Annotated in this window: 22 protein-coding genes; 12 read left to right on the top strand and 10 right to left on the bottom strand. The window is 63.5% G+C overall.

The genetic code is table 11. The features are described from left to right. Nucleotides 1-165: 165 nt before the first annotated feature. Nucleotides 166-999 (top strand): ABC transporter ATP-binding protein, encoded by an 834-nt coding sequence (locus BM413_RS17730; RefSeq protein ID WP_091915384.1) that lies wholly within the window; start codon nucleotides 166-168, stop codon nucleotides 997-999. A gap of 204 nt (nucleotides 1,000-1,203) precedes the next feature. On the opposite strand, the gene BM413_RS17725 is transcribed toward BM413_RS17730, so the two are convergent. Further along, complete coding sequence (locus BM413_RS17725) at nucleotides 1,204-1,857, bottom strand: hypothetical protein (protein WP_091915382.1); 654 nt, start codon at nucleotides 1,855-1,857, stop codon at nucleotides 1,204-1,206. A 167-nt stretch (nucleotides 1,858-2,024) separates the two neighbouring features. Further along, nucleotides 2,025-2,837: an alpha/beta fold hydrolase gene (locus tag BM413_RS17720; RefSeq protein ID WP_348272910.1), complete on the bottom strand. Its 813-nt coding sequence runs from the start codon at nucleotides 2,835-2,837 to the stop codon at nucleotides 2,025-2,027. A 181-nt stretch (nucleotides 2,838-3,018) separates the two neighbouring features. Between BM413_RS17720 and BM413_RS17715 the strand changes: the two genes are divergently transcribed. The 4 genes from BM413_RS17715 to BM413_RS17700 all read left to right on the top strand — a co-directional run bounded on the left by BM413_RS17715 (nucleotide 3,019) and on the right by BM413_RS17700 (nucleotide 6,450). Beyond that, a complete protein-coding gene (locus BM413_RS17715; RefSeq protein ID WP_091915378.1) occupies nucleotides 3,019-3,246 on the top strand; it encodes an aa3-type cytochrome c oxidase subunit IV in 228 nt (75 codons plus the stop codon). Nucleotides 3,247-3,330: 84 nt separating this feature from the next. Further along, on the top strand, nucleotides 3,331-4,620 hold the full coding sequence (locus BM413_RS17710) for a Re/Si-specific NAD(P)(+) transhydrogenase subunit alpha (RefSeq protein ID WP_091915376.1): 1,290 nt from the start codon (nucleotides 3,331-3,333) through the stop codon (nucleotides 4,618-4,620). After that, nucleotides 4,620-5,048 carry an NAD(P) transhydrogenase subunit alpha part 2 gene (locus BM413_RS17705; RefSeq protein ID WP_091915374.1) on the top strand — a complete coding sequence of 143 codons (429 nt, stop codon included), beginning with the start codon at nucleotides 4,620-4,622 and terminating at the stop codon, nucleotides 5,046-5,048. The genes BM413_RS17710 and BM413_RS17705 overlap by 1 nt, the downstream gene beginning before the upstream one ends. 1 nt (nucleotide 5,049) lies before the next feature. Further along, a complete protein-coding gene (locus BM413_RS17700; protein WP_091915372.1) occupies nucleotides 5,050-6,450 on the top strand; it encodes an NAD(P)(+) transhydrogenase (Re/Si-specific) subunit beta in 1,401 nt (466 codons plus the stop codon). A gap of 53 nt (nucleotides 6,451-6,503) precedes the next feature. Here the strand turns inward: BM413_RS17700 and BM413_RS17695 are convergent, their stop codons facing one another. From BM413_RS17695 to rpsU, 5 genes are all read right to left on the bottom strand, one after another. Beyond that, nucleotides 6,504-7,937, bottom strand: coding sequence for an MFS transporter (locus tag BM413_RS17695; protein ID WP_091915370.1), 1,434 nt, complete (start codon nucleotides 7,935-7,937; stop codon nucleotides 6,504-6,506). After that, the gene (locus tag BM413_RS17690; RefSeq protein WP_091915368.1) at nucleotides 7,934-8,581 is read right to left on the bottom strand and encodes a helix-turn-helix transcriptional regulator; all 648 of its coding nucleotides are present in this window, start codon (nucleotides 8,579-8,581) and stop codon (nucleotides 7,934-7,936) included. Before BM413_RS17690 ends, BM413_RS17695 begins: the two co-directional genes overlap by 4 nt. A gap of 173 nt (nucleotides 8,582-8,754) precedes the next feature. Further along, a complete protein-coding gene (locus tag BM413_RS17685; RefSeq protein WP_244537904.1) occupies nucleotides 8,755-9,231 on the bottom strand; it encodes a DUF992 domain-containing protein in 477 nt (158 codons plus the stop codon). Nucleotides 9,232-9,462: 231 nt separating this feature from the next. Further along, complete coding sequence (locus tag BM413_RS17680) at nucleotides 9,463-10,308, bottom strand: tetratricopeptide repeat protein (protein ID WP_091915363.1); 846 nt, start codon at nucleotides 10,306-10,308, stop codon at nucleotides 9,463-9,465. Between the two features lie 149 nt (nucleotides 10,309-10,457). Continuing rightward, nucleotides 10,458-10,715, bottom strand: coding sequence for a 30S ribosomal protein S21 (gene rpsU, locus BM413_RS17675; RefSeq protein WP_091915561.1), 258 nt, complete (start codon nucleotides 10,713-10,715; stop codon nucleotides 10,458-10,460). Nucleotides 10,716-10,979: 264 nt separating this feature from the next. Here rpsU and BM413_RS17670 point away from each other — a divergent pair, with 264 nt between their 5' ends. Beyond that, nucleotides 10,980-12,167 (top strand): glycoside hydrolase family 5 protein, encoded by a 1,188-nt coding sequence (locus BM413_RS17670; RefSeq protein WP_210188938.1) that lies wholly within the window; start codon nucleotides 10,980-10,982, stop codon nucleotides 12,165-12,167. 48 nt (nucleotides 12,168-12,215) lie between these two features. On the opposite strand, the gene BM413_RS17665 is transcribed toward BM413_RS17670, so the two are convergent. Beyond that, nucleotides 12,216-12,974, bottom strand: a complete 759-nt coding sequence (locus tag BM413_RS17665; RefSeq protein WP_091915359.1) for an SDR family oxidoreductase — start codon at nucleotides 12,972-12,974, stop codon at nucleotides 12,216-12,218. 255 nt (nucleotides 12,975-13,229) lie between these two features. Here BM413_RS17665 and BM413_RS17660 point away from each other — a divergent pair, with 255 nt between their 5' ends. Genes BM413_RS17660 through BM413_RS17635 form a run of 6 tightly spaced genes read left to right on the top strand, consistent with a single transcriptional unit; the run spans nucleotide 13,230 to nucleotide 19,120 of the window. Beyond that, entirely contained in the window at nucleotides 13,230-14,483 is a 1,254-nt protein-coding gene (locus tag BM413_RS17660; protein WP_091915357.1) for a sarcosine oxidase subunit beta, read from the top strand. Beyond that, nucleotides 14,483-14,908, top strand: a complete 426-nt coding sequence (locus BM413_RS17655; RefSeq protein WP_091915355.1) for a hypothetical protein — start codon at nucleotides 14,483-14,485, stop codon at nucleotides 14,906-14,908. The genes BM413_RS17660 and BM413_RS17655 overlap by 1 nt, the downstream gene beginning before the upstream one ends. Nucleotides 14,909-14,917: 9 nt before the next feature. Beyond that, entirely contained in the window at nucleotides 14,918-15,307 is a 390-nt protein-coding gene (locus BM413_RS17650) for a sarcosine oxidase subunit delta (protein WP_091915353.1), read from the top strand. Then, complete coding sequence (locus BM413_RS17645; RefSeq protein ID WP_091915351.1) at nucleotides 15,307-18,300, top strand: sarcosine oxidase subunit alpha; 2,994 nt, start codon at nucleotides 15,307-15,309, stop codon at nucleotides 18,298-18,300. The genes BM413_RS17650 and BM413_RS17645 overlap by 1 nt, the downstream gene beginning before the upstream one ends. After that, nucleotides 18,293-18,859, top strand: a complete 567-nt coding sequence (locus tag BM413_RS17640) for a sarcosine oxidase subunit gamma (RefSeq protein ID WP_091915349.1) — start codon at nucleotides 18,293-18,295, stop codon at nucleotides 18,857-18,859. Before BM413_RS17645 ends, BM413_RS17640 begins: the two co-directional genes overlap by 8 nt. A 60-nt stretch (nucleotides 18,860-18,919) precedes the next feature. After that, on the top strand, nucleotides 18,920-19,120 hold the full coding sequence (locus tag BM413_RS17635) for a hypothetical protein (protein ID WP_091915347.1): 201 nt from the start codon (nucleotides 18,920-18,922) through the stop codon (nucleotides 19,118-19,120). Between the two features lie 66 nt (nucleotides 19,121-19,186). On the opposite strand, the gene BM413_RS17630 is transcribed toward BM413_RS17635, so the two are convergent. Together BM413_RS17630 and BM413_RS17625 are read right to left on the bottom strand one after the other, a co-directional pair. Then, nucleotides 19,187-21,073 carry an MFS transporter gene (locus tag BM413_RS17630; protein ID WP_091915345.1) on the bottom strand — a complete coding sequence of 629 codons (1,887 nt, stop codon included), beginning with the start codon at nucleotides 21,071-21,073 and terminating at the stop codon, nucleotides 19,187-19,189. A 190-nt stretch (nucleotides 21,074-21,263) separates the two neighbouring features. After that, nucleotides 21,264-22,040, bottom strand: a complete 777-nt coding sequence (locus BM413_RS17625) for an SDR family NAD(P)-dependent oxidoreductase (RefSeq protein ID WP_091915343.1) — start codon at nucleotides 22,038-22,040, stop codon at nucleotides 21,264-21,266. Nucleotides 22,041-22,043 lie beyond the last annotated feature (3 nt).

Genomic DNA, 22,043 nt, shown 5'->3' with positions numbered 1-22,043 from the left:
CAGCTTTCCTCTCCCCGTTCACGGGGAGAGGATGCCGGCAGGCAGGTGAGGGGCTGTGCCGACGTTCGAATATCCTGATCGAAGGAAGCGCCGCCCTCATCCGGCCCTTCGGGCCACCTTCTCCCCGTAAACGGGGAGAAGGAAGTCTTCATCGCCGGAGCCAGCATGACCAACACCGCACCGCAGTCCGAACCAGCCATCCCGATCCTCTCGGTCAACAACATCGAGGTGATTTACGACCACGTCATACTGGTGCTGAAGGGTGTTTCGCTGACCGTGCCGAAGGGCGGCATCACGGCACTTCTCGGCGCCAACGGTGCAGGCAAGACAACGACGCTGAAGGCGATTTCCAACCTGCTTCACGCCGAGCGTGGCGAGGTGACCAAGGGCACGATCGTCTTCGAAGGCGACGAGATCCAGTCGCTGTCGCCCAACCAGCTTGTTCGGCGCGGCTGCATCCAGGTCATGGAGGGGCGGCACTGCTTTGGCCATCTGTCGGTCGAGGATAATCTGATGACGGGCGCCTTCACCCGACGCGACGGGGCCGCCGCCATCCGCGCCGATCTCGATCTGGTCTACGAATATTTCCCGCGGCTGAAGGTGCGTCGCACCAGCCAGGCCGGCTACACCTCGGGCGGCGAGCAGCAGATGACGGCAATCGGCCGCGCCCTGATGTCGAAGCCGAAGATGATTCTGCTCGACGAGCCGTCGATGGGGCTCGCGCCGCAGCTGGTCGAGGAAATCTTCGAGATCGTGAAGAAGCTCAACGAGGAGCAGGGCGTCTCCTTTCTGCTTGCCGAGCAAAACACCAACATCGCGCTGCGCTATGCCAAATACGGCTACATCCTCGAATCCGGCCGCATCGTGCTCGACGGCGAGGCGCAGGCGCTGCGCGAGAACGAGGACGTCAAGGAGTTCTATCTCGGCGTCGCCGGCGAAGGCCGCAAATCGTTCAAGGATGTGAAGCATTATAAGCGCCGCAAGCGCTGGTTAGCCTAAGTCGCGGATTTTGAAGGTTGGCGCTGATGTTGAAGCTGCCCCTCACCCTTACCCTCTCCCCGTGAAAAACGGGGAGAGGGAGGCGTCAACGCTGGAGCTTCCTCCTTCTCCCCGTCGCTATACGGGGAGAAGGTCGCGGCAGCAGGATGAGGGGCAGCGCGACCTCAAAAATGAGAGGACGCGAGGCCCCATCACCTCCTCAACCTACCAATTATGCGCATAATTCGCGCCGAAGCTGCCGGTCTTGTGCCGTGCCGCAAGGTTGTCGATGTTGGCTCGAAGGTTGATGCCTGTCAGCACCTTCTGCTCCACGCCGACGCTTGCCTGCCATTCCTGGTCGCGGGTCGAGCGCGAGCCGCGTGCAAAGATTGATGTTCCGGTCGAGTTCGAGAGGATGCGGACGGAACTTGTGGTTCGCATGTCGATGCGGCGATCGCCGCCATGGTCGTATTTGAGCGTGTAGAAATCGTCGAGCTGTGCGGCGAATTCCGGCGTCAATGTCAGCGAGCGCGACCGGCTCACGGAAACAGAGCGGCTGCCGGTCAGGCCGTTGAGCCGGACGCTGACATCGGCAGTGTTCGTTGCAGCCTTGCCGCGCGGCGAGGGCAGTTTCACCGAGCCCCAGAAATTCACCGGCCTGTTGGGCCGCGTTACCCTCTCCAGATTGGAACCGGCAAAGCTGACCTCGGTGCCGGCGCTGGCCTCCCAGTCTGTCGGCAGGCGGCTGCCCATGCGCATGGCATAGGAATCGCTGGAGTTCTTCACCGGCGTCCAGATGAGCGGCCTGTCGTTTGCATTCGCCGTGCTCGCAGAGAGGATGACGGCGAGGAAGAGGGTTAGGGATCGTAGAGCAGTCATAGTCCATTCCAAATGGCGTGCGCGCCCGCGAAGGGAATCTGATGCGCAAGTTTTTCGGGAATGGCGGTTCCTAACAGTGTGGATTGGCCAGCCAAAGGCACAATTACCCACACTGCCGATTTCCTTTTCGGCTGTTGCAGGATGCACACGGTTTATTTCAAAGCATGTCAGTTCGTGAACAAGCGCAAGGCGGCCGCCACGATGACCTCCGGTGCATCCTCCTGCATCAGGTGGCCGGATCGTGGAACGGGCGTGAATGCGCAGTTCGGAAGCATGGCGGCGAGTTCACGCCCGCGCTCCAGCGGAATCCACTCATCCTCCTCACCCCACAGCAGGGCCACCTTGCAGCGAAGCTCGCCATAGCGATCCTGCACCGCGTCGGTGAAGCGCTGGTCCATCTGCGCGATCTGGCGGTAGAAGGCGGGCTTGCCGGTCGTGCCGGTCCATGGCGCGACGTATGGCTCGAGCTCCGCATCGGAAAGCGTTCGCGAAACCGCGCCGGAGATATAGGCTTTCAGGATGGCGAGTTGGATATAGTCCGGGACGCCGGCGAAAGCTGCCTCGTTGAGCCTCACATGCTGGACGAAGGGCGAGCCCCAGGGGCGGATGGCGACGGGATCGATCAGCAGCAGCCGCCGATAATCGCAACCGTTGAGCAGATGCGCCCGCAACACTGTTGCACCGCCGAAATCATGGGCGACGACGTCCGGGCGGTCCAGTTGCCAGAAGTCCAGCATTGCCGCCAGCGCCTCGTTCTGGATGCCGAGCGAGACATCCTGGCCTTCGAATTTCCCCGACGAGCCGTAGCCGGGGAGATCGTAGAAATAGACCGTGTGGCTGCGCGAAAGCTCCGGCGCAACGCGATGCCAGACATGGGACGAAAAGGGCGTGCCATGGACGAGCACGAGCGGCGGGCCGCTGCCGATCGAGCCCCAGGCGATGCTTGTGCCGTTCCAGTCGAAGCGTTCGGTGGGGATCATCATCGGCCTCCGGTTTCATTCAACAGGAAGGACGGAGGCTAGCCGTTGGAGGCGCGCCGGTTAAACGCGAAAAACTAAAGACTGTTTCAGCGTTGCTAAATGCTATCGCGACATCGGGAGGCATTGCCCTTGGCGCAGCTTTTCGCTATGTGCGCATGGAATGTTTCCGGAGGGACTTTAGATGGCAGACCATACGCCGACCGGCCCGCTCGAGATGGGCGCCGAGATGGACTACAGAGAGCACGAGCGCACCTATTCCGGGTTCCTGACGCTCGCCAAATATGGCTCGCTTGCAGTCGCGGCTCTCCTCATCGCCATGGCCTTCGGCTTCTTCACCAGCGCCGGCTTCTTCTCGGCGACGGTGTTGTTCCTGATTGTCTGCGCTGTCGGCGGATTTCTTCTCCGCTAATCCTTCCAGACTTCTCCTTGCGGTGCGGGTCTGGCGCTCCAGCCGGTTCGCGCCGGATGGTGTTCCAGCCGAAAGGGCCCTGCCGTGGCGCAGACGATCTTTGTCCCCAAGGAAGTTGATCCCAATGAGCCGCGCGTTGCGGCGTCTCCCGATACGGTGAAACGTCTTGCCGCGCTCGGCTTCGACGTGGTTGTCGAAACCGGTGCCGGACTTGCCTCGCGCATCATCGATGCGGAATTCACCGCGGCGGGTGCCAAGATCGGCAAGACTGCCGATGCGGCCAAGGCCGATGTGGTGCTGAAGGTGCGCCGGCCGAGTGATGCCGAGCTGAAAGGCTATAAAGCGGGCGCTGCGGTGCTGGCCATCATGGACCCCTATGGCAATGACGCTGCGGTGGCAGCCCTTGCCAAGGCAGGGGTCACGGCGTTTTCCATGGAATTCATGCCGCGCATCACGCGCGCCCAGTCGATGGACGTCTTGTCCAGCCAAGCTAACCTTGCCGGCTATCAGGCCGTCATCGACGGTGCCGCCGAATATGACCGGGCGCTGCCGATGATGATGACGGCGGCGGGCACGGTGCCGGCGGCAAAGATCTTCGTCATGGGCGTCGGCGTCGCCGGTCTCCAGGCGATTGCCACGGCGCGCCGCCTCGGCGGCATCGTGACCGCGACCGACGTGCGCCCCGCCGCCAAGGAGCAGGTCGCCTCGCTGGGCGCAAAGTTCCTCGCCGTCGAGGACGAGGAATTCAAGGCGGCCGAAACCGCTGGCGGCTACGCCAAGGAAATGTCCAAGGAATATCAGGCCAAGCAGGCGGCGCTCACCGCCGAGCACATTGCCAAGCAGGACATCGTCATCACCACCGCGCTCATTCCGGGCCGTCCGGCACCGAAGCTGGTGTCTGCGGCCATGGTCGCCTCGATGAAGGTCGGCTCGGTCATCGTCGACCTGGCGGTCGAGCGCGGCGGCAATGTCGAAGGCGCTGTGCCCGGCAAGGTCGTGACGACGGCCAACGGCGTCAAGATCGTCGGCCATCTCAATGTGCCGGGCCGGGTCGCGGCATCAGCCTCGCTGCTTTATGCCAAGAACCTTTTTGCCTTCCTCGAAACGATGATCGACAAGGGCACCAAGCAGCTTGCGATCAACCGCGAGGACGATCTGGTCAAGGCGACGATGCTGACCGACGGTGGCAAAGTCGTTCATCCCAATTTCGCCAATGCCGCACCCGCTCAGGCCGAGCCGGCAGTGAAGGCAACCAGGACAGCCGAGGCAAAGTCTGAGGCCGCGCCGAAGAAGGCCGCTGCCAAGAAACCTGCGGCGAAGAAACCGGCAACAGTCAAACCGATCGTGCCCGGTAAAAACAGGGGGGATGCGTGATGGACAAGACCGCTCTTCAACAGGCGCTCGACCAGCTCGACCAGGCCGTGGCCGCGGTGCGGCTCGGCGTGCAGGATCTGGCCAATGCGCCGGCAGCCGCTGACGCCGCCGGTGGTGTTGCCCATGCCGTCTCTGGCGGTGCGATCGATCCCTTCGTCTTCCGCTTTGCCATCTTCGTGCTGGCGATCTTCGTCGGCTACTACGTGGTGTGGTCGGTGACGCCGGCGCTGCACACGCCGCTGATGGCCGTGACCAACGCCATCTCCTCGGTCATCGTCGTCGGCGCGCTTCTGGCGGTCGGCATCTCGGCGGCCGGCCTTGCGACCGGCTTCGGCTTCGTCGCCCTGGTGCTCGCCTCGGTCAACATTTTTGGCGGCTTCCTCGTCACCCAGCGCATGCTGGCCATGTACAAGAAGAAGGACAAGTGACGTGAACGCCAACTTCGCTTCCTTCCTCTACCTCGTCTCCGGCATCCTGTTCATCCTGGCGCTGCGCGGCCTGTCGCATCCGACGACCAGCCGCCAGGGCAACACCTACGGCATGATCGGCATGGGCATCGCCATCGTCACGACGCTGGCGCTGGCCACCCCGTCGATCGGCGGGCTCGGGCTGATCGCCGTCGGCCTCGCCATCGGCGGCGGCATCGGTGCGATCACCGCGCGCCGCATCGCCATGACCTCGATGCCGCAGCTTGTCGCCGCCTTCCACTCGCTCGTCGGCATGGCCGCGGTCATGGTCGCTGCTGCGGCCATGTATGCGCCGGAAAGTTTTGGCATCGGCACGGTCGGGGCCATTCACGGCCAGGCGCTGGTCGAAATGAGCCTGGGTGTCGCCATCGGCGCCATCACCTTCACCGGCTCGGTCATCGCCTTCCTCAAGCTCGACGGCCGCATGTCGGGCAAGCCGATCATGCTGCCCGGCCGTCACTTCATCAATGCCGCCCTCGGCATTGCGCTGGTGGTGCTGATCATTCTTCTCGTGACGACGCAGAGCTACACGCTGTTCTGGCTGATCGTCATTGCCTCGCTGGTGCTCGGCGTGCTGCTGATCGTGCCGATCGGCGGCGCCGACATGCCGGTGGTCGTCTCCATGCTCAACTCCTATTCGGGTTGGGCGGCAGCGGCACTGGGCTTCACCCTCGGCAATCTGGCGCTGATCATCACCGGCGCGCTGGTCGGCTCGTCGGGTGCGATCCTTTCCTACATCATGTGCAAGGGCATGAACCGCTCCTTCATCTCGGTCATTCTCGGCGGCTTTGGCGGCGAGACGGCGTCAGCGGGTGCCGACGACGGCATCGAGCGCACCGTCAAGCAGGGCTCGGCGGACGATGCCGCCTACCTCATGATGAACGCGCAGAAGGTCATCATCGTGCCGGGCTACGGCATGGCGGTGGCGCAGGCGCAGCATGCGGTCCGCGAAATGGCCGACAAGCTGAAGGCTGCCGGCGTCGAAGTGAAATACGCTATCCATCCTGTCGCCGGCCGCATGCCCGGCCACATGAACGTGCTCTTGGCGGAAGCCAATGTGCCTTACGACGAGGTCTTCGAGCTCGAAGACATCAACTCCGAGTTCGCGCAGGCCGACGTCGCCTACGTCATCGGCGCCAACGACGTCACCAACCCGTCGGCGCGCGACGACAAGTCGTCGCCGATCTACGGCATGCCGATCCTCGACGTCGACAAGGCCCGCACCTGCCTGTTCGTCAAGCGCTCGCTCGGCTCCGGCTATGCCGGCATCGACAACACGCTGTTCTACAAGGACGGCACCATGATGCTGCTCGGCGACGCAAAGAAAATGACCGAGGAAATCGTCAAGGCAATGGATCATTGATCCAGCCTTGTCTTCGAAACAAAAGCCCGGCATTGCGCCGGGCTTTTTTCGTTTCAGGCAGCCACGCTTGGAGTAACTCCGGCTTTGCCTGCTATGCGGAAGGCGGCGATGCAGCCGACGATGCCGAGCGGAACGAAGCCCAGGTACAGCCATACCGCCACGCTGTGGGCGGTCGCGCCGCTCAAGCCGTGCGAGAAGCCGCTGGCATTGGCGATGATGCCGCTGATCGCCGCACCGACGGCGTAGCCGATGCGCTGCATGGTCGGCACGGCGGACGAAGCGACCGTGCTTTCGGATGGGTCGGCAGCCGCGACGATGACGCGGGTGACGAAGGGCCAGGCGATGCCGAAGCCGCCGCCCTGCAAAAGTGCGCACAACAGCACCAGCGGGATCGAGCCGTTGGGAATTGCGTAGGCGAAGCCTGCAATGCCGGCGGTGATCATGCAGGCGCCGGTGACGATGATCAGCCTTTCGCGGTGTGGTGGGGCGTTGGCGACGAGGATCGACAGGACCGACCAGGCGATGGATTCGGCGGCGATGATGTAGCCTGTGGTCAGCAGCGAGATGCCGTGCAAGTTGGTGAGCAGCAGTGGACCGTAGACGGAGAAAGAAATCGTCGCCACCGAGAAGGCGGCAATCATGATCATGCCGTTGCCGACCGGTGAGCGCCAGTCGAAGGGGCGCGACGGGAACAGCCGCGACAGCGGTTTTCTCGCATCCAGCACGAAGAACAGGCCAAGTGCTGCAATGCCGAGGACGAGCAGCAGCGACGAGCGCAGCACCTCGATCTTCACGCCCGCCAGCGCTATCAGGATGACGCTTGCCGCCAGCGCACTGAGCGCCAGGAAGGGGAAGGGCGGCAGCGTGCCCAATCCTGCCTTGCGCCGCGTCGCTTCCGGGCTGCGCAGCACGGCGAAACAGGCCAGCGCCATGGCGATGCCGCCGAGGAAGAACACGCCGAAGGCCCAACGCCATGACAAAGCCTGCGCAATCAGCGCGCCGAGCAGCGGGCCGCTGAAGGCTGCCACGCCCCAGATGGCCGACATGACGCCGAAGAGCTGCGGCCAGATCTTGCGCGGGAAAAGGCGTTCCACCGAAACGAAGGCGAGTGACACCAGCGCACCGCCGCCGAAACCCTCGATCAGGCGCCCGGTGAGGAACCACAGCGTGGAGGAAGCGGTGGCGCAGAGGAGCGCGCCGGTGGAATAGAGCAGGGCGGCAACCACCATGTTTGTGCGCAGCGGCACATAGCTGACCAGCCGGCCGGCGGCGGCACCGGCGACGATCGCACCGACCTCGTAGATGGCGAGCGACCAGCCGACCAGCTGGACGCCGGAAAGATCGCCGACCATGGCCGGCATGATTGTGGCCACCATGGTTTCGTTGGTGGCGTGAAGGAGGATGCCGAGGCAGATGAAGCAGAAGCGGGCGAGATCGCCGCTTGCCCACAGGGCATGCCAGTCGACGCGGTTTGATGCCACGCTCATTTTGTTGTCTCCGATGCTGGGGATATGCGGTAGGCGCAGCGTCGCGCGCCGGCCAGAATATAGTCGGTGCGCTCGACGCTGACGTCGTCGCCGAGCACCTGCCGGAACAGAGCGAGTTCCGAGCGGCAGAAGCCCTGGCAGACGCTTGCGGCAGCGCAGATCGGGCAATGGTTCTCGGCAAGCAGCCATGCGCCGCCGGGCAGGGGGGCTGCATCGGCGAGATAGCCTTCCTGGCTCCTGATGTCGGCAAGCTTGGCGACGCGTTCGGCCAGCCCCTCCAGCCCGGCAAGAGCAGCATCATAACGCCGCAGCATCTGCCGCTCGCGGTCGCCGATCAGCCGGTCGAGACCGTCTTCGCCGAAAAGCGTGCGCACGGAATCCAGCATCTCGACGGTCAGCACTGCATGGCTGTCGGGAAACAGCTTTTGCGCTTCTGTTGTGAGCAGCCAGTAACGTTCCGGCCGGCCGACCTTGCCGCCGCGATCTTCGAAGGCAACGAGGCCGGCATCGAGAAGGGCAGTGAGATGCTTGCGCGCGCCGGGCGTGGTGATGTCGAGATGCTCGGCGATCGCGCCGGTCGTCTGCTCGCCGTGAAACTTGATCCGCCGCAGGATGCGGTCTTCGCTGGGACTTGTTTGCCGCACGGCAAATGCCTCGCTAAATAAAGAAACTTTTTGGTTTCTAAATTAAGCGAGATCGATCGGCAATCTGCCACATGGTCTGGATCAGGCGGTTGCTGGGTGTGGCGCAAACAGCAAGAAGCCCGGCCGAAGGATCGGCCGGGCTTCTTCAGTTTCCAACCGCGAGAGGCGGCGAATTACTTCAGCGATGTGTAGAGTTCGAGCTGTGTCACAGCCAGCGCGACATTGACGCCGGTCTGGGTCTGTACGCTGAGCGGCTGCAAGGTGAAGGCACGGCTGTTTCCGCCGAGCAGGACGTTGACACCACCGCCGGTGACAAGGCTCGCATCGGCCGATGCGCCGAAATATTTGCCGGCGAGCGCACCGGTGCCGTAGCCGTCCCAGTCGGTGGCCAGAACAGCCCAGCTGATCGACGACTGGTGGGTCATGCCGAGATCGGCGCCGAGCTTGGAGATGACGCCGCTGTAGACGTCAGGGCCATAGGCCTTGTTGTAGGGCTTGAACGTGCAGGCCAGGCCCTTGTTCGAGCCTATGACATAGGAGGTGCCGCCATCGACGACGCAATCGAGAATGCCGAGCTGTACGCTTCCGGCATGTGCGGGAAGGGTCGAGACGGCGGAAAACAGGGCCGCGGCGAGAACAAATTTCTTCATGATTCAACTCCAGCAATTCTCGCTGGGCCAAGCCCCGATCGATTCCCATAGGAATGCAAACAGAACCCCCAGCCTTACAAGCACGATCTAGGTCGCAAACACGGCAAATTTTTGCCGCCTTCAACGCAACATCGTGTCTTTAAAACCGATTGGGCAGCCGTTCGGTTCCATCCCGGTAACGCAATCGCGTTCGGGGGAAGATAGCTGGTGCCTGTGGCGCTGATTCGCCGGTCAGCTTCCGCGGGTGCGGGCCAGGCCTTCGGTCGCCGGCTTGTAGTTGGGGTCGAGCTGTGCGGCACGCGCGTAGGACTTCGCCGCACGCGCCTTGTCGCCGCGCCGCTCGTAGATCAGCGCCTGGTTGGCCCAGCTTTCGGCGATGTTGCCGTCGAGCTTGATCGCCATGTTGAAGTCGGCGAAGGCGTTGTCCTCGTCATTGGTGGCGAGATAGGAAAGGCCGCGGCCGTTATAGGGTTCGGCGGCGTCGGGCGACAGCGAGATCGCGGTCGAGAAATCCTCGATGGCGAAGGCGTGCTGGCCCTGGCTCTGATAGATCAGGCCGCGATTGTGATAGGCGCGCGCATCGGTCGTATCGAGCTGGATCGCCTTCTGGAAATCATTGAAGGCGTCCTGCGTGCGGCCCGCCTTGCGGTAGAGATTGCCGCGGCCGATATAGGCGGCGTCGTAATTGGCGTTGAGCTGGATGGCCTGGTTGTAGTCGGCGAGCGCTTTTCCCTGGTCGCCGAGAAAGCGCTGGATGAGGGCGCGGTTGGCGTAGGCCTGGTAGAAATTCGGCTTAAGCTCGATCGCTTTGTCGAAGTCCTTCAGGGCCTCGCGATACTTGCCGCCGCGGCCATAGGCCGAGCCGCGCACATTGTAGCCTTCGGGGTCCTGAGGATTGCGGGAGATGACCGCCGAGAGCGAGGAGATGTTCTCGCTCGACCCCTGGGCCGTGTCGACGGAGGTGAGTTCGCCTGCCGGGCCGCTCTGGCAGGCGGTGAGCGCCAGACCGGACAGCAGCACCACAGCCATGGCTGAACCCCGCCAGGAGAGATTGCGCCCGCCGATCAATGCTTCCATCTGTGCTCTTCCCTTGTGGTCAGCCGGACTATCCGGCGGAGGTTCCGCGGCAGCATATAGCGCGCAATCGGAACAAAACAAAAAGGTGGCGGTGATTCTTCATCACCCCACCTTCCGTATCCTCGCAAAAGGACGAAATATTGGCCAGATCAACGCGCCGGGCGCGCTGCACCTGCGGCCGGAACCGGACGCGGGGTCATCGGCAGCAGGCCTTCGCGCTGAGCGCGCTTGCGGGCCAGCTTGCGGGCGCGGCGAACGGCTTCAGCCTTTTCACGGGCGCGCTTTTCCGACGGCTTCTCGTAGTGGCCGCGCATCTTCATTTCACGGAAGATACCTTCGCGCTGCATCTTCTTCTTGAGCGCGCGAAGCGCCTGATCAACATTGTTGTCGCGGACGAGTACCTGCACGGGCAATCCTGTCTTTCGGGTTCGAATCAATATAGCGGGGCGAATAGCCACTGGCTTTCGCAGCGGTCACCACCGCGAATTGCGGCGGCTGATAGCAGAATCAAGCAGCGTTGTCGAGAGCAGAGTGCGCAAAAGGCGCGTATCGCTCTCTCAAATGTGAAAATGCAGGCGCAATCTGCCGCGCAACGCATTTCCGCCTGAATAAACCGGAAGAAACTGCCGGTCAACGAAACCGCGACATCAAATACCGGGGAATGCTCGATCGTGCGATTGCTGAACTGCCTGCTTGTCCTCTGCTGTTTTGCTTCACAGGCACGCGCGGCCGACCTCATTGGCTTTTGGGACAAGCCCCAGCATGGCGGCAACAGCTTCAATCGCCTGCCGCCGGACGAGACCTATTTCAAGGCATTGCACGGCTATGGCGCGAGCTGGGTGCGGCTTTCCTACGACAAATGGAAGCCGGAAAAACGCGACTTCCTGATCGGCGATGCCGATGCCTATGCCGGCCTGATGCAGAAGGATCTGGCGACCCTGAAGGCCGCGCTCGATCGCGCCGACAAGGCCGGGCTGAAAGTTGTGATCGCGCCGCTGTCGCTGCCCGGCATGCGCTGGTCGCAGAACAATGACGGCAAGTTCGACGGGCGCCTGTGGCAGGACAAGGCCTATTGGACGCAGGCCGCCGCCTTCTGGCGTGATCTTGCGGCTACGCTGAAGGATCACCCGGCGGTTGCCGCCTACAACATCATCAACGAACCGGCGCCGGAGAAGGAAAACGGGCTTGCCGAGCATGCCGATGCGGCCGCGATGCAGGCCTGGTACAAGGATGCCGCCGCCACGCCGCACGACCTGCCGTCTTTCTATGAGACCGTGATCAAGGCTATCCGCGCGGTCGACCCAAAGACGCCGATCATGGCGGATGCCGGCTGGTATGCGGCGGCGGATGCGTTTTCCTACTGGCCCGGCCCGCTTGCCGACGACAAAGTCCTCTACAGCTTCCACATGTATGAGCCCTATGCGGCGACCAGCGCGCCCAATCTCAAGCGCGAAAAGCCCTATGCCTATCCGGGCGAGGTGCCGTTCGGCGAAGGATCGGAAAACTGGGATGCCAAACGGGTCGATGCCTATCTGCAGCTTCCGCTCGACTGGGCGAACAAGCATGGCGTTGCGGAGAACCGCATCGTCACCGGCGAGTTCGGCTGCATGCGCCGGCTGTCTGGCTGCCGGCAGTATCTCGACGACGTGCTGACCAAGCTCGATGCCAACAGGCTGCATTGGGCCTTCTACAGCTTTCGCGAGGACAGCTGGGACGGCATGGACTACGAGCTGGGTCGTGAGAAGGTGAACTGGAAATACTGGGAGGCGATCGACGCGGGAAAGCCCGACCCGGTCAAGCGCAAGGCAACGCCGGAATTCGAGCCGATTTCCAAGCGGTTGAAACAAGCGGTCGATTAGGCGACGCCGGCTCCGTGAAGATCGGCATCGCCTTCGCAATCGTTCGGTTCAGACCCGGTTGATCGAGACGCCGCCATCGGAAAACAGCGCGGTGCCGGTGGTGAAGCTCGAAGCATCCGAGGCGAGGAAAAGGGCCGAACGGGCGATTTCCTCCGGCTTTGCGACGCGCTTCAGCGCATGCAGGCCTTCGACGAAGGCCCATTCCTCCGGTGTCTTGAACGTTGCCGCCGGTGTGTCGGTGCCGCCGGGCAGCAGCGCGTTCACCCGCAGACCGCGCTGTCCATATTCGGCGGCCAGAACCTGCGTCAGTCCGATCAGCGCTGCCTTGGCTGCGGCGTAGGCCGCCATGCCGGGCATGCCGACCGTGTGGCCGACGAAGCTCGAGGTGAAGATCAGCGACCCGCCGCCGCGCTCCAGCATGGCCGGGATCTGGTATTTCGCGCCGAGAAAGGCGCCGGTCAGATTGGTGTCCAGCGTCGCATTCCATGCGTCGAGCGACATGTCGGGAAGCGGACCCATCTCACCGGTCGCGCCGGCATTGTTGAAGGCGATGTCGAGGCCGCCGAATTCGCCGGTCGCCAGATCGACCAGCGCTTTTGCGTAGGCCTCGTCACGGATGTCGCCTGCAAGCGCGATTGCCGTGCCGCCGTCCTCGACGATTTCCGCGACCAGCGCGTCGAGCTCGGTCTGACGCCGGGCGGCGATGATGAGGTTCGCGCCTTCCTCAGCGAAGAGCTTTGCGGCGGCACGGCCGATGCCGGAACTGGCTCCGGTGACGATTGCGACCTTGTTGACGAGTGCGGACATGATTGATTTCCTCTGCATGGAATGGCGAACCGGAGCGGTCCGCATCGATGCGCCGTGGTCGCAAATGGGGAGGGCGCGAGCCACCCGATACCTGCGGTGCGGCAGGTGAGGATTTCGAAGACTTCGCCTGCCCGCCGCCAAAGCGGCAATGGCCGTCGCAAACAGTGCAAAGCTGGCAGTCGCTTTTCGCTAGTGATACACCTCGCGCTCTGAATTCAGAGACGACATCTTCCGACATCCACGAGGCCCGAGCCCATGCGGAAATATTCGGTTTTTGCCCTCGCCCGAGAGGCCATGCGCGGCCACAAGGGCTGGGACGAGCAATGGTCCTCGCCCGAGCCGAAGGCGGAATATGACGTCATCATCGTCGGTGCGGGCGGGCACGGGCTGGCGACGGCCTATTATCTGGCCAAGGAACACGGCATCACCAATGTCGCGGTGCTGGAAAAGGGCTGGCTCGGCGGCGGCAACACCGGCCGCAACACCACCATCATCCGCTCGAACTATCTCTATGACGAATCGGCCGGCATCTATGACCACGCCGTGAAGCTGTGGGACGGGCTTTCCCAGGACCTCAACTACAACGTCATGTATTCGGCGCGCGGCGTCATGATGCTGGCGCACAATGTGCACGATGTGCAGGTGCTCAAGCGGCATATCCATGCCAACCGGCTGAACGGCATCGACAATGAATGGCTGTCGCCGGAACAGGCCAAGGAATTCTGCCCGCCGCTCAACATCTCGAAGGAGGCGCGCTATCCCGTCGTTGGCGCCTCGCTCCAGCGGCGCGGCGGCACGGCGCGGCATGACGCTGTCGCCTGGGGCTATGCGCGCGCCGCTTCTGCGCGTGGCGTCGACATCATCCAGAATTGCGAAGTCACCGGCATCAAGCGCGCGCCGAATGGCGCCGTCACCGGCGTCGAGACCTCGCGCGGCTTCATCGGCGCCAAGAAGGTCGGCGTGGTTGCTGCCGGCCACACATCGGTGCTGATGGACATGGCCGGCGTGCGCATGCCGCTGGAAAGCTATCCCTTGCAGGCGCTGGTGTCGGAGCCGGTCAAGCCGGTGGTGCCCTGCGTGGTCATGTCCAACACGGTGCACGCCTATATCTCGCAGTCGGACAAGGGCGAGCTGGTCATCGGCGCAGGCACCGACCAGTACATCTCCTATTCGCAGACCGGCGGGCTGCACATCCTCAACCACACGCTCGACGCCATCTGCGAGATGTTCCCGATCTTCACGCGCATGAAGATGCTGCGCTCCTGGGGCGGCATCGTCGACGTGACGCCGGATCGCTCGCCGATCCTGGCCAAGACGCCGGTGCAGGGGCTCTACGTCAATTGCGGCTGGGGCACGGGCGGCTTCAAGGCCACGCCCGGTTCGGGCAACGTCTTTGCCCACACCATTGCCCGCGACGAGCCGCATCCGATCAACGCGCCTTTCACCATCGAGCGCTTCCGCACCGGACGGCTTATCGATGAGGCGGCAGCGGCGGCGGTGGCGCACTGATGACGGCTCTGGCAGCCACTCTTGCCGTCGTTGCGCCGCTGATTCTCGCCGGCGAGAAGGGACTGTTTCATTTTCCCGGCGCCGACGAAGTTCGGTTGCAGAAGCTCAGCCGTGCCGACAATGAACAGGAATGGCCCTTCACGGTCAGCTCCGGCTATCTCGCCTGCGTCTGGAGCGCGGGCAAGAGGATGGTGATGTTCCTTGAAGAGCCGGCAAAGGACGAGGCGGAACCTGCGCGGATGCGCAAGGTGTTCGTCTCGGTCAACCCGTTCGAACTCACACTCGGCAACATGGCCGACCGCGACCTCATCGTGCCGGTCGATTCCGTCGAGACGCTGGTGAAGCGCATGGCGCCCTTCGCGGCACTCGGAGAGCGGCTCTGCGACCAGCCCCAGGGCACGCACGTCCGCCAAGGCGAACTTTAGGAACAAGACATGCTGTTGATCCGCTGCCCCTATTGCGAGGAAGAGCGTCCGGAACTCGAATTCCGCAACGCCGGTGAAGCCCACATCGCACGCGCTGCCGACATCGTGGCGGTGAGCGACGAGGATTTCGAAAAATTCTTCTTCATCCGCTCGAACCCCAAGGGCATCATCTATGAGCGCTGGCGGCATATTCACGGCTGCGGCCGCTTCTTCAATGCGGTGCGCGACACCGTCACCGACAAGTTCGTCACGACCTACAAGGCCGGCGAGCCGAAGCCCGACATCTCCAAGCTGAAGAAGGAGAGCGGGCCGGCAGCCTATGCCAACCGCCCGCCGGATCAGCTCAATGTAAAGAAACCGGCGGCAAAGCGCGCGCCGGCCAAAAAGGGAGACGCGTGATGGCCGCCACGCACCGCATTTCCGGCCACGGCCGCCTCACGCCGGCAAAGACCGTGCGTTTCACCTTCGACGGCCAGTCCTATTCGGGCCTCGCCGGCGACACGCTGGCTTCGGCGCTTCTGGCCAACGGCGTCCATCTCGTCGGCCGTTCGTTCAAATATCACCGGCCGCGCGGCTTTCTCTCCGCCGGCGCGGAAGAGCCGAACGCGCTGGTTTCGATCGAGCGCGACGCGGCGCGCCGGACGCCGAACGTCCGCGCCACGGTACAGGAGCTCTATGACGGGCTCAGCGCCAATTCGCAGAACCGCTGGCCGTCGCTCTCCTTCGATGTCGGCGCGGTCAACGACCTGGCCTCGCCGATGTTTTCGGCCGGCTTCTACTACAAGACCTTCATGTGGCCGAAGGCTGCCTGGAAGAGCCTCTACGAGCCGAAAATCCGTGCCGCTGCCGGTCTTGGCGTTTCGCCCGACCAGCCGGACCCGGACCATTATTCTGCGCGCTTCGAGCATTGCGACGTGCTGGTGCTGGGCGGCGGCGCTGCTGGACTTGCTGCAGCGCTCGCAGCGTCTGAGACCGGCGCGCGCGTCATCATCTGCGACGAGCAGGCCGAACTCGGCGGCGCTTTGCGCTTCGAGGCCGGTACGAGCGTTGATGGCGCCGACGGCTGGTCGTGGGCGCAGGCCACAGTCGCGAAATTGGCCGCGATGGATAATGTCCGCGTGCTGCCGCGCACGACTGCGTTCGGGTACTACGCGCAGAACTTCGTCGGCCTTGTCGAGCGGGTCAGCGAGCATCTCGCCAGCCCCGGCCACGATTTGCCGCGCGAGCGGCTTTGGCAGGTTCGCGCCAGGCGCGTCATCCTCGCCACCGGCGCCATCGAGCGGCACATGGTGTTTGCCGACAACGACCGGCCCGGTGTCATGCTGGCTTCGGCGGCGCGCACCTATCTCAACCACTACGGCGTCGCCGTCGGCCAGAATGTCGGCGTCTACACCGCCAACGACACCGCCTATGCGGCGGCGATCGACCTCAAGAAGGCCGGCGTCAACATCGCGGCCATCGTCGACCTGCGCGACAATCCGGCGGGCGCTCTGGTCGATGAGGCGCGCGCGCTCGGCATCGAGATCAACCATGGCCGCGCCGTCATCAAAACCGGCGGACGCCTGCGCGTATCCTCGATGACGATCCAGCCGAAAAACGGCGGCGGCGAGCGCAACATCCCCATCGATGCGCTGCTGATGTCGTCGGGCTGGACGCCGTCGGTGCATCTGTTCTCGCAATCGCGCGGCAAGGTCGCCTTTGACGACGCCACCAAGCGCTTCCTGCCCGGCGCTTACGCGCAGGATTGCGTCTCCGTCGGGGCCTGCAACGGCACGGACGGCATTTCCGCAACCCTCGACGAAGCCTATGCGGCCGGCGAGAAGGCTGCAAAGGATGCCGGCGCGAAGGCCGGCAAGTCGGCCAAGCCGAAAGCGGAGACCAGCGAAAGCTGGGCCGGCGGCATGCTCGGCGCAGGGCCGGGCGCGGGCGCGGACACGACCGTGAAAGCCTTTGTCGATTTCCAGAACGACGTCACCGCCAAGGATATCCGCCTTGCCGTGCGCGAAGGCATGCGCTCGATCGAGCACGTCAAGCGCTTCACCACCAACGGCATGGCGACCGACCAGGGCAAGACCTCCAACATGCACGGTCTGGCGATTGCCGCCGAGACGCTGGACAAGGACATTCCCTCGGTCGGCCTGACCACCTTCCGCGCGCCCTATACGCCGGTGACCTTTGGCTCCATCGTCAATCACGGCCGCGGCGTTCTGTTCGACCCGACCCGCAAGACGGCGATGCATGGCTGGGCGGAAGCCCATGGTGCCGTGTTCGAGGATGTCGGCCAGTGGAAGCGCGCCTGGTATTTCCCCAAGCCGGGCGAGGACATGCATGCGGCGGTCAACCGCGAATGCGTGACGGTGCGCAAGGCTGCCGGCCTGTTCGATGCCTCGACGCTGGGCAAGATCGAAGTGGTCGGGCCGGATGCGGCCAAGTTCATGGAACTGCTCTACACCAACCCATGGGAGAAGCTGGAGCCCGGCCGCTGCCGCTATGGCATCATGCTGCGCGAAGATGGATTCATCTATGACGACGGCGTCGTCGGCAGGCTGGCGGCGGATCGCTTCCACGTCACCACGACGACCGGCGGTGCGGCCCGCGTCATGAACCACATGGAGGATTACCTCCAGACTGAGTTCCCGCATCTCAATGTCTGGCTGACCTCGATCTCCGAACAGTGGGCGGTCATCGCCGTCCAGGGACCGAACTCGCGAAAAATCATCGAGCCGCTGGTCGAGGGCATCGACATGTCGGACGAGGCGCTGCCGCATATGTCGGTGCGCGAAGGCAAGATCTGCGGTGTGCCGACGCGGCTGTTCCGCATGTCGTTCACCGGCGATCGCGGTTTTGAAGTCAACGTGCCGGCGGACTACGGCCAGGCGGTGTGGGAAGCGCTGTGGACTGAGGGCCAGAAGCACGGCGCCTGCGCCTATGGCACCGAGGCGATGCACGTGCTGCGCGCCGAAAAGGGCTACATCATCGTCGGCCAGGATACGGACGGCACGGTGACGCCGAACGACGCCGGGCTCGACTGGGCGATCGGCAAGAAGAAGACCGATTTCGTCGGCATTCGCGGCCTGACTCGTCCCGATCTCGTCGCCAAGGGCCGCAAGCAGCTTGTCGGCCTGAAGGCAAAGGACCCGAAAGTGGTGCTGGAGGAGGGCGCGCAGATCGTCGCCGATCCGAAGCAGCCGATCCCGATGAAGATGATCGGCCATGTCACGTCGAGCTACTGGTCGGAAAATTGCGGCCGGGGCATCGCACTGGCCGTGGTGATCGACGGGCGCGACCGCATGGGGCAGACGCTTCATGTGCCGATGCCGGATAGCGTGATCGAGGTCGAGGTCTGCTCGCCCGTATTCTTCGACGAGAAGGGAGAGCGCCTCAATGGCTAAAGCTGCTGCCAAAACTGCGACGGCCACGCGCGCACCAGCACTTGCCGGGCGTGATTTCTCCGCCACCGGCGTCAAGCTTGGGGTGCTGCCTCCTGCCGAGCGCATTTCGCTGCGCGCGCCTGATGCATCCGTTGCCGCCTTGTCAAAGGCGCTCGGTGTAGCCTTGCCAAAGGCGCCGAAGACTTCCGCTTCGAAGGGCGGACGCACCGCACTCTGGCTCGGGCCGGACGAGTGGCTGGTCATCGACGAGGCGGGCGGCGATCCGCTGGCCGATTGCGCCGGCGTCAAGGCGCTTCATTCGGCCGTCGGCGTCTCGCATCGCAATGTCGGTTTCTCGGTCACCGGGACGGCTGCGGCTGCCACGCTCAATGCCGGCTGCCCGCAGGATCTGTCGCTTGCGGCCTTCCCGGTGGGTGCCTGCTCGCGCACGGTTCTGGGCAAGATCGAAGTCGTGATCCTGCGCACGGCAGACGATGCGTTCCGCGTCGAGTGCTGGCGCTCCTTCTCCGACTATGCTTTCGCATTCCTGTCTCAGGCGGCTGTTGACGCTGCCGCCTGAAGGGTGGAACCTTCGATCGCACGCGGCGTTTTGCGTGCATACAGATTGAGGGAAGCCATCATGTCGAAAGCGACATCTAAACCGGCCGCCAAGAGATCGCCGGCCGTGCGCTCGCTCGAACGCGAGCAGCGCGACAAGGAAAACAAGACCAAGGAAGAAGAGCTCGAAGAGGGACTGGAAGATACGTTTCCGGCCAGCGATCCCATTTCCGTCATATCGACGTCCATATCGGGCGGACCGAAGAAAAAGCCAAAGAAGTAAGAATGCAGATCGAAAAGAAACACCCGGCAGGCGGCCAGCCTGCCGGGTGTTTTGTTCTTCAACGCTTTATTTGATGGCGTCGAGGTTGGCGTCCTTGGTGTCCCTCACGAAGATCAGGCCGATGATCAGTGTCATCGCCGCGATCACGATCGGATACCAGAGGCCGTAGTAGATATCGCCCTTGGCCGCGCTCATGGCGAACACGACTGCCGGCAGCAGGCCGCCGAACCAGCCGTTGCCGATGTGGTAAGGCAGCGACATGCCGGTGTAGCGGATGCGGGTCGGGAACATCTCGACCAGGATCGCCGCGATCGGCCCGTAAACCATTGTCACATAAAGGACGAACACGAACAGGATGGCGATGACCTTCGGCCAGCTGACGGCTGCCGGATCGGCGATCATCTTGAAGGCGCCTGCGCCGGGAACGGTGTAGACCGGCACTTCGGTCGCACCTGCCGCTTCCTCAGCGGTTATCAGCTTGTCGGCGATGGCCTTGTCGACCGGAACCATGGCCTTTTCGCCGCCGCGGATAGCGGCTGCGTCAAGTGCCAGTTTCGGGTTGGCGGCGACCAATGCGTCGAGCTTCGAATCCGCGACCTTTGCAGGATCGCGAACCAGCGGATAGCCGCCGTCCTGAAGAGCGGTGTTGATGCCCTTCTTGAACGCGCCGTCCTTGGCTGCGGCGTCGGCTCCGGCAGCGACCACGTCATAGGATTCGACGGTTTCCTCGCCGATCTTTACGCTTGCGGGCGTGCCGGCGGGAGCCGTCGCGACGATGTCGTATGGAACCGCGCTCTTTGCCAGGAAGTCCGTTGCGACGTCGCAGGAGGTCAGCGGCTTTCTGGTGCCGACCGGGTTGAACTGGAACTTGCAGTCCCCCGGAGCAGCCGTCACCGTCGCACGGACATTCTGCTGAGCGCTGGCGAGTGCCGGGTTTGCGGCCCAGGTAAGCGCCTTGAACAGCGGGAAGTAGGTGACGATGGCGAGCGCGAGGCCGGCCATGATGATCGGCTTGCGGCCGATCTTGTCCGACAGCCAGCCGAAGAAGACGAAGAAGCCGGTGCCGAGCGCCAGCGCGATGGCGATCATGATGTTGACCGAGACGCCATCGACCTTGAGCACGTTCTGCAGGAAGAACAGCGTGTAGAACTGGCCCGAATACCACACCACGGCCTGGCCGGCGGTGAGGCCGAACAGGGCCAGCAGCGCGATCCTGGCGTTCTTCCACTGTCCGAAGGCTTCCGACAGCGGCGCTTTCGAGCCCTTGCCTTCGTCCTTCATGCGCTGGAAAGCCGGCGACTCGTTCAGTGACAGTCGAATCCACACCGAAATGCCGAGCAGGACGACCGAGATCAGGAACGGAATGCGCCAGCCCCAGGCCTTGAAGTCGTCGGCGCTCATCGAGCCCTGAATGATCAGGATGATGACCAGCGACAGGAACAGGCCGAGCGTGGCCGTCGTCTGGATCCAGGAGGTGTAGAAGCCGCGACGGCCGTCGGGCGCGTGCTCGGCGACATAGGTCGCGGCACCGCCATATTCACCGCCGAGCGCCAGGCCCTGCAGCATGCGCAATATGATCAGGATGATCGGGGCGGCGATGCCGATGGTGGCCGAGCCGGGCAGGAGGCCGACGAGGAAAGTCGACGTGCCCATGATCAGGATGGTGACGAGGAAGGTGTATTTGCGGCCGACGAGATCGCCGATGCGGCCGAAGATGAGCGCGCCGAAGGGGCGCACGAGGAAGCCGGCGGCGAAGGCCAGAAGCGCGAAGATGTTGCGCGTGGCTTCAGGATATTCGCTGAAGAAGGCCGCGCCGATGAAGGCGGCAAGCGCACCGTAGAGATAGAAATCGTACCATTCGAAAACCGTGCCAAGCGAGGAAGCGAAGATGACCTTCTTTTCCTCACGGGTCATGACGCGCGTGGCTGAGCCCGCACTTGCTGCCATTGCCATTGATGTGTCCTCCCAAAGATCCCGCCGACACGGGCCGCCAAGCAACGAGCATAAGCTCGCCAACCCAATTCGGCTGGTGCGAAAGGTACCTCTCCGGCCGGATGAGGACCATCGAGCCTTTGGTTTTATGACTTTGGTCTAAGAAACTGCGTCAGATGTCCGCCGGAGTAGAATTCTCAAAGAGGTCTGTTCAGATGGCGGAAATGCCGCCATCGACCGCCAGCGTGTGGCCGGTCATGAAGGAGTTCTTCGGGTCGGCGGCAAACATGATCACCTCGATGACCTCGTCCACCTCCGCGACGCGTTTCATCGGCACGCCGCGCGTCAATTCGGTGATCGCCTCGGCCTCGGAGCCGCGCGTGATCTTGACGAAATCGTCGACCATCTTGGTGCGTGCGTAGGCAGGGCAGACGGCGTTGACGCGAATGCCCTTGGATGCATATTCGGCCGCCGCCGAGCGCGTCAGGCCGACGACGCCGTGCTTGGCTGCCGAATAGACCGAGAGTTTCGGCGCCCCTCCCAGACCGGCGACGGAAGCGATGTTGACGATGGCGCCGCCCTTGCCGGTTTTGCGGAACTGCCGCTCCATGACCGGAAGCTGCGCCTTCAGGGCGTAGAAGACGCCGAGCAGATCGACCTCGATGATCCGCCGCGCCTCGTCGGAGGGAACCTGCGGCAGGCGCACGAAGCTCTGGGCGATGCCGGCATTGTTGACGGCGATGTCGAGACGTCCGAAGCGTTCCACGGCCAGCGCCGCCAGCTTTTCCGAAAGCTCCTCGTCGGCGATGTTTCCGGCCAGCGTGGCGGTTTCGGCATTCAATGTTTCGGCAAAGGCAGACAACCCATCGTCATCCATGTCCGAGAGGATGAGCCGGGCGCCGTTGGCCGCAAAACGCTCGGCGGCACGGCGGCCGAAACCGCCCGTCGCACCGGTTATCAACACGGTCATCCCGTCAAAACGGCTCATGCT

The organism is Mesorhizobium sp. YR577, assembly GCF_900116595.1.
GTDB lineage: Bacteria > Pseudomonadota > Alphaproteobacteria > Rhizobiales > Rhizobiaceae > Mesorhizobium_M.
The sequence above is the reverse complement of the archived record's forward strand: the minus strand, read 5'-3'. Positions and strand labels throughout refer to the sequence as shown.